The sequence below is a fragment of the Streptococcus mitis B6 genome, from assembly GCF_000027165.1.
GTDB classification, from domain to species: domain Bacteria; phylum Bacillota; class Bacilli; order Lactobacillales; family Streptococcaceae; genus Streptococcus; species Streptococcus mitis_AR.
In genome coordinates this window covers 997,822-1,009,836 of the sequence record NC_013853.1, presented here as the reverse complement: position 1 = coordinate 1,009,836, position 12,015 = coordinate 997,822, and the positions used below count along the sequence as shown (strand labels likewise).

The following is a 12,015-nucleotide window of genomic DNA, read 5'->3' as shown; positions in this document are numbered from 1 at the left end:
AAATAAATTTTTATGACAATAAACGTTGGATATGTAGAACTAGATAGACTCGTTCACTTTTATACAAATCAAGACCCGTATGTTGCGTAATTACATCATAAATCTTGGAACCAATCTCGAACGCTTTTGGATAGGATTGTTTAATATGATCTTCCATATCCAGAAGTGATTGGTTATCATCTCTAGATCTGTCTAAATAATCCAAGAAATAATTTAGATGTATCATAAAGCGATCATAGAAATGGTTATTCTCTTTAGTTCGTTGAATTGCATAGTCCGTTAAAACTTCTTCAACATTCCTGAGAATCTCTTTCCTCTTATCAATCGACTCCTCAAGTTCCACTTCATTTTCACCTTCGGCATTAATGAAATGATAAGCAATTCGAATAATTTCATCCTCAGGAAAATGATCCGCTAACTTCTGACGGTAAATTTCAAAAGCTTCATTTGCGATTTGAAAAGCGACAGGATACTTAGTGGAAATATCTGGCAGATTACTATCCTTGTACCTTCCTTGTGCTAGAGCTTGATAAGAACAGTAAATATGATCTGTCAAGGTTACGTAGAGATACTCTTGAATCGGATAGTGATATTTCTTGGAAAGCTTATCAATAATCTCATAGGTCACTGTGATAAAATCAAGCGGAACATCTTTGAGGAGAGCCATAAAGTTTTCTCTGGACTCTTCGGTCTTCATCCGAAAGATTTTCTCAACCTGATGTTCAGCAATCAAATCCCCCTTCTTCTTTCCAAATGCAATCCCCTTACCAATCACAATCACTTCTTCTCCTTTATCATTTCTGACAAGCGAGACATTGTGATTCATTGGATTTAGAATTCGATACATGTCAACCTCCTTTTATATCTTAAAGGTATATGAGTACAAAAAATGACCACAAATGAACTAGAAAATCAGCCGATTTCTAATTCACCTGTGATCATGCCTAATATTACTTAGTAACACTCACCTTGTATTAACTTGTAACTGTATTCTATCATAATGCTGATAATTTGTAAACCCTTACGAAGAACTTTTTTATTTTTTTGAGTATTCTTTTATCAAAAAATAAAATCATAAACAAAATTAAGAAAACAAGTGTTTATAATTCAGAAAATTTCATCTCAATTTAAAAACAAGTGTACTAATAACTCTATATTTTTTTGAAAGCCCCAAACCAAAATCCATTATTCCTAATAAACAACTCATCACCAAAAGCTCTAGTATGTTTTGAACCGATTTCTAATTTTACAAGACGCATAGGAGCCAATAATTCAATTAACTCACTTTCTGTATAAACTCTTTCTAACATTGAATCTAGTTTTCTACGTATATAACCTTTTTCTAGTAAAGAATTATCAGGAATTGCGTCTCGGAAAATTCCATCTTTCCGTGGACAATAAAAATAATACATTCCTCCTGTTTTCAACATCCTTTTTACCTCTGAAAAATAGTTCTGTCTATCTTTTTCATCCACTATAAATGTAATCGCAGACATTATATCAAATATAGAATCGAAATGGTTGTCAGGAAAATCTAAACCTTTACCTACATCTGTCTGTGTTATATGACAATTAAATTGTGGAAATGACTTAGTCAATAATTGTTTTGCACTATCAGCGGCCTCCTTTGTTAAATCTACACCACAATAAGTATCAGCATAATGATTTTCAATTAAATAGTAAAGATTCCTTCCAAAACCACAACCAACTTCTAATACCCTGCACTCATCGTTTTGAGTAACGATTTGATTTCTCAAAGAAAAAATCTTTTGAACTGCATCATTAGGAACTAAGCGTGTCTCTGTTTTTGATGATTGGGCATGTAATTCTTCCCATTTCTTGTGATTATCTTCATTTAAAACAAATGTATCCATTGAACTCTCCATATCTCATTATCGTTTCTACATGATGAAATCCAGTACTCTTTAATATTTCTTTATTTTCAGCATGAGTGTGGTTAATCATAACTCCCTCCAAGCTCAATTGCTTAGATAGAATTTCTTCTGGACTAAATCCATGTTCTTGCTTGAATTTAATATAATTGGAAACTATCAACTTATTTACCTTCGGATCTGTCATGATTTCTTTCTCAAATAGAATAAACGCTCCACCTTCAACTAAAGATTCATATATTTTTGATAAAATCTTTATTCTCTTGTCTGGAAGAATAAACTGAAGGAAATAATAGCTAATAATTAAATCGCTGGGTTCTAACCTGGCTTCCTCCACGGAGCTTGTTATAAATTCAAGCTCAGGAAATTTTGATTGTGCCACCTGATTCATTTCTGGAATCTCTTCTATCCCGATAAAACGAACTTCTTTTTTAGACTTGTGACGCTGGTATAATTTACCAATCAGATTACCCGTTGCAGAGCCTAGCGCATAACATAAGGAATGGTCACGAATAAAAAAATCGCTTAGATGACAAACAAGGTCATGTCCTTCATCATATAAAGGAATGGATTGTCTAACATGCTCATCAAAATATTGAGTTACACCATTACCAAAACTCTATTGTATTCCATTTTGAATAAGAATATCATTCCCAACTTCCATAGACTACTCCTCTTCTCCCTTGACTTTCCAATTTACCAATACCAATGCTAACACAACCATCGAACCCCCAAGAACCAAATTCAATGTAAACGGCTCATGTAAGCCCATAATAGAAAAGATAGTTGAAAATACTGGAACTAAAAACAAGAAACTGCTAGCTACTGTTGCTCCCCTTTGTCCTAGACTATAAAACCACAGTCCAAACGAACCAACAGACGCAGGAATAATTAACCATATAAACCAAACCCAGCCCCAAAATCCTAAATTTAGAAAATTATAACTTTCATGCACAGGTATTGAGAATAAGTAAAGGAATACCCCACCTAATAACAATTGCCAAGCTGTAAATATCCATGGACCGTTATCAAAAGGAATTTTCTTGGTGACAACTGTATTGATTGACCAACAAAATGAACCAAGTAAAGCAAACAAAGCACCTAAACTAAACGCAGATACATCTAGTCCAATACAAGTAACAACTCCAGCCACACCTAATATTAAGGCACTTATCTTCTGAATAGTCAATGTATCTTTTAACAAAAAATGTGCTAAAAAAGCTAACCAAAGAGGATTCGTAAATAAGATAATAGAAGACATCGATGATGACACATCATGAGCTAGAGCAAGATTAAGAAATCCCATGGTTCCAGCTGTCTGTAAGAGCCCGATAGTCACAACCAATATAAACCCCTTTATCTTGCTACCTTGACTTTTAGGGATGATAGTCCCTCCCTTGCCAAATAAAAACGATAATACCAACATTACTAACCCAGCAATAATAAATCGAACACCCCCAAGTAATAATGGAGGAGTCTTTTCAACTACTATGAGATATTTCCCAGTTGGAAAAGACGACCCCATAAAAAGTGTGGTAAGTAATATAGAAATCAAAAAAATAAAATTTGAACCTCGTTTCATTTATTTCCCCTTCTTTCAAAAGATATTGATGATATTTTTTGTCTTTTATTATACTCTTTTAAAAATGAATATCAAGAGATTTATCAAAAAATTCCAAGATTATTTTTTTAAACTCCTATGTATTGAGAAAAAAACAAAAAAAGGCTATACTAGTAATTGTGGATAATGATTATCTTTTTATATGGAGGTACAAACATGCGATTGTCATCAGGTTGGGAACAGTCAATCTATGTCTTACTCATGTTAGATCAGCTCGCTAAAGGAAAATATATTAATACAATTTCCTTGAGTGAACGGCTAGAAGTTTCTGATTCTTATTTGAAAAAAATTATAAAACTATTAGACAACGAGGGATTGGTTAAATCCGTTAGAGGGAAAAATGGAGGTGTCGCTCTTTCTAAACCTCTCAGTCAAATCACCTTTTACGATGTATTTGTAGCTATCGAAGGAAAAAATCGAATCTTTGAAAGTCAAAATCTTCTAAAAAAATTCTTAGGCAACGAGGAAAGTAAAAAGGCTAAAAGATGCGTCGTAACCAACTCTCTTGATATTATTGAAAATACTTTAGTTGCAACCCTGACTTCTATTACACTCAGTCAGGTAGCCCATCAATCTGAGATTAACTATGATTTAACCGATATCAGAAATTGGATCAATAAATGCCAAAACTAGCTGAAAAAAATTCTTCAGCTAGTTTTTATAAATCCTTGACAAATAATTTTACAAGGGATATACTGTATTTGAAGATATAAAATATCTTCTATATCGTCAACAATGATCTTTCATTGCATGCTTTTGGATAACTAAAGAAAGAAGGTTCTTATGAAAGTTATTTTAGCTACCGATCAAGATGGTTTCCAACTGAAAGAAACCGTCAAACACTATCTGCTTCATTCTGGTTATGAAGTAATTGACCTCAACTCTACACAAGGTTCTGCGGATTTCGTTGATTCTACTGTCAATGCTATTACAGAGTTTAGAAAATATAAGCAAGCTCGTGCTATTCTTTTTGACAAGTTTGGACATTCTTTTATGCCTGCTAATAAGTTTAAAGGTATTATCTGCGCCGCTGTTTCCGATGAACACTCTGCCATGATGACTATTCGACACAATTCTACTCCAATCATTACAATTGGTTCTGGAATTACAGGTGATATTTTAGCAGTTGAAATAGTCAAAGCCTTTCTTGAGCACAACTATGATGCTGGCCGTCACCAAGTTCGCATTGATATGCTGAACAAGCTCTGCTAGGAGGTATTCCCATGAAAATTGCTCTCGGTTGTGATCACATTGTAACAGATGTGAAGATGAAGATTTCAAAACACCTAAAAGAACAAGGTCATGAAATCATTGATGTTGGTACTTATGATTTCGTCCGTACTCACTATCCTATTTATGGTCGCTTAATTGCAGAGGAGGTTATCAATGGACGGGCTGACTTTGGAGTCGCCCTTTGCGGTACAGGTGTTGGAATTGCTGTATCTGCTGATAAAGTTCCTGGAACTCGAGTTGTACTTGTCGGAGATGTTGCGACTGCTCGTTCCGCTCGTGAAAATCTCAATGCTACTATTGTTGCTTTCGGTGGTGCAATCCTAGGTATCAATTTCATTAACAACATTGTAGATGAATTTATCAATACCAAGTACAAACCAAGTCCTGAAAAAGAGGAATTGATTGCGAAAATTGATAAACTATCTGAAGTGAGCCCAGATGTAGCTGCCAATGATCATATCTTCGATGAAGAGAATTCCAAGTGGAATCGTGGAGAATATCACGATTAACTTACATTCCTTCTTATATATAGTGGATTGAAATAAAATATGAACAAATTGGTTTGGAAAGCCAAATCAATTTCTAGCACTGCTTTAGAAATTGTAGTGTACTATTTTAACTTCAATTCACTATATTTTATCTAACCTTGAGAATAGCTAACTCAAGGTTATTTTGACATCAAAAAAAGTCTAGAGATATTACTATCACTAGACTGAATATTTTTTACAATTTGAGTGCTACACGCGTTCTTTCCATGAAGTCGCTGTTGTTTGAAGAACTTTGTTGAGTTCGTCAATGTTTTCAAAACCAGTTGTGCGAAGCCATTCGCGAGCTGCTGCTTCACCATCTTTGATGTAAGCTTCAACTGATCCAGCCCATGTTGCACGGCCACAAAGAACTCCGTTAAAGTTTGCACCTGATTCATGGGCAAATACAAGAGTATCTTGGAAGAGTTTAGCTGATACACCAGCACTCAAGTAGATGTATGGCAGGTTAGTTGCTTCATCTTGTGCTTTGAAGAAGGCTGCTGCTTCTTCGCGTGTGTAAACTACTTCACCTTCAGCAAATCCTTCAACATATTTAATGTTAACAGGAACTTCTACTTTCAAGACATCTATGTTAAAGCGTGGGTCTGAGAAGACTTTCATAGCACCGATAACTTTGTGTGGTTTTACTTTCGCGTATTCTACAGAACCTGCGTCAGCAATTTTTTCATCGTAAGCAAGGATTTCAAGGAAGAATGGGATATCTTCAGCCACACATTCAGAACCGATGCGTTCGATATAAGCTTGTTTTTCTTGGTTGAGTTCGTCTGAGCTATCTACATCATAGTAAAGCAAGAATTTAACTGCATCTGCACCTTCTTCTTTAATACGTTTTGCAGACCAAACATCCAAGCAGTCTGGCAAGCGTTTTGTGCTTGTTGTGTCATAACCTGTTTTTTCATAAGCAAGGAGAAGGCCAGCTTTTTCATCAAGAGCTTTAGTTGCTGGAAGTCCATACTCAGGGTCAAGAAGCATTGATGAAGCGTATTTAGTCAATTCATCTGCTACCAACACTTTAAGTTCTTCCATTTGAGCTACAGTTGGTTCTTCTGTTTGGTGTTGAGCCATGAGGCGTTTCAAAGCACCGCGTTGGTCAAATGCAAGAGCTGAGATGATACCATTTTCATCAGAAAGTTTTTCTAAGCGTGCACGTTTTTGTTCTGTTAAAGCCATTTTATACCTCTTTTACTATTAATTGATCATATAGAGCTTGATAGTTGGCCATGTTGACATGACCAGTCATTTTTTCTTGAGCATTGAGCATACCAAGGACATTTGCCTTGATTAGTAATTCTGCATCCGATTCTTTATGAAGTAAACCTGAAGAAATTCCAGCAACTGTAGAATCTCCAGATCCAACAGGGTTGACTACCTGAATTCTAGGAATATCTACCTTGTAGAAAGTGTCACCATGTTTGGCAAAGGCACCGTTGGCACCAAGTGAAACAATAATCCATTCAATACCTGCAAACAAAGGTTCTTGAAGGACTTCTTTTAATTCATCCAAATCCTCAGAAACTTCTCTACCTAGAAGCTGAGACAATTCCTCATTATTTGGTTTGATGACTGTTGGTTTATGTGGTGATTCAAGAACCGCCTGAAGTGCTGCACCAGAGCAGTCCAAGACAACAGGCTTGCCAGCTTGATTAGCAAGTGCTACCAAGCTCGCATAGTAATCAACTGGAAGACCAGCTGGCAGACTACCTGAGATGGCTACCACTTCAACTGACTCCAGAAGATTTTTGAAATGTTCCAAAAAGTCTTGACCTTCTTGTTCCAAAACCTCTGGACCTTTTTCAAGAACTTCTGTTTGGTTGTCTCCGTGGAGAATAGCAATACAGTTCCGAGTTTCTCCCTGAATTGAGAAGAAACCTTTTTTTACTTGATCATCGATATGTTCAACCAAAAACTCACCAAGTTTACCACCTACTAAACCAGTAGCAAGAACAGAATCTCCAAATTCTGAAAGTACACGAGTAACATTGAGACCCTTACCACCAGCCGTTTTGGTTACATCCACCACACGATTGACAGTATCAATCTTCAACTCATCCAAAGGATAGGAAATATCAATGGATGGGTTCATTGTGACTGTTAAAATCATAGGTCACCTCTTAGTCGTGGTATTCTCCGCGATCCCATTTTTCAAGGAATTCTGTAAAGAAGTTTGCGTCAGCTTGATGAGCATTGTGACTTTCCACATGTTCAATTTTCGCAATCAATTTTTTGTTTTCTTCAGTTGGTTTGTATTCAGCATGGATGAAAGCTTCGATGATATCGCACATGAGCAATTCACCAGTAATCTTACCACCAAAACCGATAACGTTAGCGTTCAATTGTTCTTTAGCATAAAGAGCTGTTGTCATATCACGAACCAAGGCAGAACGAACACCAGGAACTTTATTGACAGCGTTGTTGATACCAACACCAGTACCACAGATACATACCCCAAGATCAGCTTGACCGCTAGTTACAGCTTCCCCTACTTTTTTACCAAAGATTGGGTAGTGAGTACGTGTGTGGTCATAAGTACCAAAGTCAATGACTTCATATCCTTTTGATTTCAAAAATTCTGAAACCGCCATTTTTTCATCTGTTACGATGTGGTCACATCCAATTGCAATTCTCATTTTTAACTTACCTTTCTTACTGTAATCTAATTAGCACATTTTGTTCAACATGTCGACACGAATTTGGTGACGTCCACCATCGTATTTTCCGTTAACAAATCCTTTAGCAATGTTTTTAGCCAATTCATCACCGACAAGTTGTGCACCCATAGTGATCATACGTGAGTTGTTGTGTCCACGAGTCATATAAGCTGAACGTTCGTCAGATACTTCTGCAGCAACCATTCCTTTGATTTTAGTTGCGACCATAAATGGACCAGCTCCATAAGCATCAATCACGATACCAAGGTTTTGTTCTTCTTTGTTTACTTCTGCAGCAACAGCAAGAGTTACATCAACAAAGTCTTGACCCTCAGCAGTAACATCCACAACGTGGAAGTTTTCTTTTTCCAAGAGGTCTTTCACAACTTCTTTCAATCTCAAACCTGCAGCATCTGCACCGATAACAATAGCCATATTGTTTCTCCTTTTTATTTTTTCTAGGCTAGTAAAACCTTTTATAGTTAGCAGTTTACCTACAAAAGGCTTTCCAGCAGTTTATTGACAAATTGAATTGAATGAGATGAAGAACACCTTATTCAAGTTTAGGAAATCAGTTTCCTAGAAATAATCTTTCTTCGCGAAAGAGAATATAACAAACGATTATTTGTTTGTTACAAACATCATTTGTTGCTTACAAACATAATATACTCCTATTTCCTGAAAAAGTCAACAGTTAATGTTTGTTTTTGTGTTTTTTTAACTAAAAAATTTCGATATCAAAGCCAAGTTGATCCACTTGACCAGGTTCTAGAAGACGAACATTCTTCTTATCTTCTAGATGATCTCCTTCTTCAAGGGATGTTGACAAGCCAGACCATGGTTCAAAAGCAATGAAAGGTCCCTTATTCAAAGTTGACCAGATAATGAGGTTTGGAAACTCTGCAAAGTGCACTTTCAATCCCTTATCATGTTTACGAGAACGAAGGGCAATTGTTCTGGATTGTAATTCATCCAAGGTAACTGCATCTGTACTGAAAAGATCATAGCTGAGGTCTAATTCTTTTTGGACTTCTAGCCATGGACTTCTATCTTGAAAATCCAGCATACCCGTTTCTGGGAAAGGACGTGGAACAGAGCAAGTCTCTTCTTTCTCAAACTCTAGATAATAATCTTCATATGCTTCGTCGGTTAACAAAGGACAATTAAATCCTGGATGTCCACCGATAAAGTAAGGCATGATCCTGCTAGTTTCTTTATTGACTATCTTGTATTGAGTTCGTACTGTCTTTCCGGTGAGGATATAAGTGATCTCTAAACGGAAATGATAGGGATAGTTTTGATAGCTATTATCATCGTCTTCAATTGCAAAAGTTACACTATTATCTGTCTGTTCAACTAATTCAAATTCTTTCTTACGAACCAAACCATGACGAGGAATGTTTCCTTTGATTTCTTGCCCCTTCTCATCTATATAAAATGCTGTATCTTCTCTCAATGAACCACAAATGGGGAAGAGAACAGGAGCTTGTCCACTCCAATAAGTGGCATCACCTTGCCACAAATACTCAAGTCCCTCAGCATCTTTTATAGAAGAAAGAGCCCCGCCAAAACTGTTAAATTCAACTCTTAATTGTTCTGATTTTAATTCAATTACCATTATTTTCTCCGATTTCTTGATAATTTATACAAAACTAGGCTGTCACTCCTAAACGGTATGACAACCTAGTTTCAAGAATTTACATTTTATAGGAGTGCATTATTTTGCTTTTGCTGCGTACTCTTCGTTACGTTTGATCATTTGTTTTCTGTACCAAGCAAAGATACCGATATAGAATACAAGGAAGACTACAGCACCAAGGATTGCTTTGATATCACCTGTTGTAGTGTTACCAATTGTCCAACCAAGAAGTTTTTCGATTGGTCCTTCAAGAGTTGAGTGAGTAATCAATTGAGTTTGGCTTACACCTGCTGGGAAGGCACCTACACCTTTAGCAAGTTCTGTTGCAAATGGTGCGATAAGTGTACCTGAAAGAAGGAAGAGTGGCAACAAGAGTGTTCCGAAGATAATCATACGGAGCAATTTACCACGTGTTACAACCAAGAGAGCTGGAGTAACACCCATAGCGATGATACCTGCAAGTGGCAAGATACCATTTCCGACTTTTGAAAGAAGCACCGCTTCAACCAACATGATTGGTGCAAGTACGTTAGCACAAGCCCAGATTTCAGCACGACCAGCGATGAATGGCCAGTCTAGACCGATGTTAAACTTACGTCCTTCCAAACGTTTAGTAGCAACGTTTGTAATACCTTGTGAAAGTGGTTCTACGGCAGCGATGAACCAAGAACCGATTAGTGAGAAGAGTTCCAAAGCTACACCGGCTGTCAAACCAAGAGACAACCAACCTTTGATAACTTCTTGCCAGTCTGCAGCATCTTTAAGTCCTTCAACAGGATGTGGAGTACCCATCAAACCGATAACGATACCAAGGATGAAACCGATGAAGAATTTAGAACCCCAGAAACCGATTTTCTTGTTCAATTTAGCAGCATCAAAGTCATATTTATCAAGACCTGGGAAGAATTTTTCAAAAATCTTATCCAAAACCATGATAACTGGGTTCATCATGTAGTTCATGTGAGTTGAAGTCATTGGTGATGAACTTGGGGCGTTAAGCAAGTCATCAAATGTAGGTTTCATCAAGTCAGAGTTGATGATTTTAAGAATACCTACAAGGACAACTGCTGCAGTTGCGATGAAGAGAGAAACCCCTTGACTAACTCCATTGTTGTCAGCATACCATTTAATCAAAAGACCTGTGATAGACAAGTGCCAGATATCGAAGATATCGACGTCAAGTGTATCAGTTTTCTTCATAGCTAGCATCACTACGTTGACAATCAACATGATAAGCAAGAAGTAAAGTGTCCAAGCAGATCCCCAAGTGATTGTAGCAAGTGGTGCCCAACCAACGTCAGTGATATTCAATTGAATACCAGTATTTTCAACAAATTTTGCAAGTGATGCTGAAAAAGCACCATTTAGCATACCGATGATAGCACCGATACCAGTAAGAGCGATGGCAAGTTTAATACCACCTTCAAGCGCTTTGGAGAATTTCACTCCAAATAGTAGAGCCAATACTGTCAAAATGATCAGCATGATGATTGGTCCACCCATATCCAAGATAGGTTTGAACAGCTTATTGGCTAGTTCGATAATGACATCCATAATAGTTCCTCCCTTTTTATAGTTATATGAATGTTAACAAATTAAAATTAGCTTAATCCGTGTTCTTTGATAGCTGCTTCAATATTGTCAAATACTGGAGCACTCATAGCTGGGATACGGAATAAGATTGGTCCAGCTTCGATAACTGGAATACCTGGGTCAAAACCAAGGTCTGTCGCAGCAATTGGTGTAAAGATGTCATAACCTTTGATAAGGTCTTCGTTAACGTCTTTGACCATTACTGCATCACAGTGAACATCGTAACCACGGTTTGAAAGTTCTTCTTCAAGAGCACTTTTAATTTGATGGCTTGAGTTAACACCTGCACCGCAGGCAGCTAGAATTTTAATCATATGGATTTCCTCCGATTTAATATTTTTAATAGACAAAATTATGCAGTTGCTTCAGCTATATAAGTATAGAGGGCTTCAGGTTCAGAAATTTTTGATAGGTCTTCAAGATGACCATTTCCAGTAAAGAAGTCCATCAACTGAGCAAGAATGTTCGTTTGACTTGAACTTGAGTTATTAATGATAAAGAAGAGCAAGGATACTTCTACTTCCTTATCTGGCGCAATCATATTGTGGAAAGTCACTGGTTTTTCTAATCGAACGACCACAACTTTTTCGGCTAGATTATGAACAATATCTGTGTGAGGAATAGCCACATTCGGCAAATCCTTACCTAAGAATTCCATATCTAGGCCAGTTGGAAATGACTTTTCACGCGTGATCAAGGCTTCACGATAGGTTGGAGTTACGATTTGTCGTTCTTCCAATAAAGTTGCAACCTGATCAAAGAGTTGTTCTTGATTATTCGCTTCTAAGCAAAACACAAGGTTTTTGTCAAAGAAATGATCTAATCCCATAAGGTTTTCCCT

Annotated in this window: 15 protein-coding genes; 3 read left to right on the top strand and 12 right to left on the bottom strand. The window is 36.8% G+C overall.

Annotated elements, in window-relative coordinates; all coding sequences use genetic code 11:
• Window positions 1–10 precede the first annotated feature (10 nt).
• The 4 genes from SMI_RS05225 to SMI_RS05210 form a co-directional block, all read right to left on the bottom strand.
• Window positions 11–847 (bottom strand): PRD domain-containing protein, encoded by an 837-nt coding sequence (locus tag SMI_RS05225; RefSeq protein ID WP_000285709.1) that lies wholly within the window; start codon window positions 845–847, stop codon window positions 11–13.
• Between the two features lie 304 nt (window positions 848–1,151).
• Window positions 1,152–1,874, bottom strand: a complete 723-nt coding sequence (locus SMI_RS05220; RefSeq protein WP_000379363.1) for a class I SAM-dependent methyltransferase — start codon at window positions 1,872–1,874, stop codon at window positions 1,152–1,154.
• Complete coding sequence (locus SMI_RS10770; protein ID WP_343287570.1) at window positions 1,852–2,406, bottom strand: methyltransferase domain-containing protein; 555 nt, start codon at window positions 2,404–2,406, stop codon at window positions 1,852–1,854. The genes SMI_RS05220 and SMI_RS10770 overlap by 23 nt, the downstream gene beginning before the upstream one ends.
• A 153-nt stretch (window positions 2,407–2,559) precedes the next feature.
• On the bottom strand, window positions 2,560–3,474 hold the full coding sequence (locus SMI_RS05210; RefSeq protein ID WP_000820330.1) for a DMT family transporter: 915 nt from the start codon (window positions 3,472–3,474) through the stop codon (window positions 2,560–2,562).
• Window positions 3,475–3,669: 195 nt separating this feature from the next.
• Here SMI_RS05210 and SMI_RS05205 point away from each other — a divergent pair, with 195 nt between their 5' ends.
• From SMI_RS05205 to lacB (SMI_RS05195), 3 genes are all read left to right on the top strand, one after another.
• Complete coding sequence (locus tag SMI_RS05205; protein WP_001239964.1) at window positions 3,670–4,146, top strand: RrF2 family transcriptional regulator; 477 nt, start codon at window positions 3,670–3,672, stop codon at window positions 4,144–4,146.
• Between the two features lie 150 nt (window positions 4,147–4,296).
• Complete coding sequence (lacA, locus tag SMI_RS05200) at window positions 4,297–4,725, top strand: galactose-6-phosphate isomerase subunit LacA (RefSeq protein WP_000864629.1); 429 nt, start codon at window positions 4,297–4,299, stop codon at window positions 4,723–4,725.
• Between the two features lie 11 nt (window positions 4,726–4,736).
• A complete protein-coding gene (lacB, locus tag SMI_RS05195; protein WP_000684750.1) occupies window positions 4,737–5,255 on the top strand; it encodes a galactose-6-phosphate isomerase subunit LacB in 519 nt (172 codons plus the stop codon).
• Between the two features lie 228 nt (window positions 5,256–5,483).
• On the opposite strand, the gene lacD is transcribed toward lacB (SMI_RS05195), so the two are convergent.
• From lacD to SMI_RS05155, 8 genes are all read right to left on the bottom strand, one after another.
• Complete coding sequence (gene lacD, locus SMI_RS05190) at window positions 5,484–6,464, bottom strand: tagatose-bisphosphate aldolase (RefSeq protein ID WP_001229114.1); 981 nt, start codon at window positions 6,462–6,464, stop codon at window positions 5,484–5,486.
• Window position 6,465: 1 nt separating this feature from the next.
• Complete coding sequence (locus SMI_RS05185) at window positions 6,466–7,395, bottom strand: tagatose-6-phosphate kinase (RefSeq protein ID WP_000604263.1); 930 nt, start codon at window positions 7,393–7,395, stop codon at window positions 6,466–6,468.
• Window positions 7,396–7,405: 10 nt separating this feature from the next.
• Entirely contained in the window at window positions 7,406–7,921 is a 516-nt protein-coding gene (gene lacB, locus SMI_RS05180; RefSeq protein ID WP_001216917.1) for a galactose-6-phosphate isomerase subunit LacB, read from the bottom strand.
• Between the two features lie 30 nt (window positions 7,922–7,951).
• Entirely contained in the window at window positions 7,952–8,377 is a 426-nt protein-coding gene (lacA, locus tag SMI_RS05175; RefSeq protein WP_001018897.1) for a galactose-6-phosphate isomerase subunit LacA, read from the bottom strand.
• A 286-nt stretch (window positions 8,378–8,663) separates the two neighbouring features.
• Complete coding sequence (locus SMI_RS05170) at window positions 8,664–9,560, bottom strand: aldose 1-epimerase family protein (protein WP_000234196.1); 897 nt, start codon at window positions 9,558–9,560, stop codon at window positions 8,664–8,666.
• A gap of 99 nt (window positions 9,561–9,659) precedes the next feature.
• Window positions 9,660–11,135 (bottom strand): PTS galactitol transporter subunit IIC, encoded by a 1,476-nt coding sequence (locus SMI_RS05165; protein ID WP_000382512.1) that lies wholly within the window; start codon window positions 11,133–11,135, stop codon window positions 9,660–9,662.
• 47 nt (window positions 11,136–11,182) lie between these two features.
• A complete protein-coding gene (locus SMI_RS05160) occupies window positions 11,183–11,488 on the bottom strand; it encodes a PTS sugar transporter subunit IIB (RefSeq protein ID WP_000590549.1) in 306 nt (101 codons plus the stop codon).
• Window positions 11,489–11,526: 38 nt separating this feature from the next.
• Window positions 11,527–12,003 (bottom strand): PTS sugar transporter subunit IIA, encoded by a 477-nt coding sequence (locus tag SMI_RS05155; RefSeq protein ID WP_000521988.1) that lies wholly within the window; start codon window positions 12,001–12,003, stop codon window positions 11,527–11,529.
• Between the last annotated feature and the right edge of the window lie 12 nt (window positions 12,004–12,015).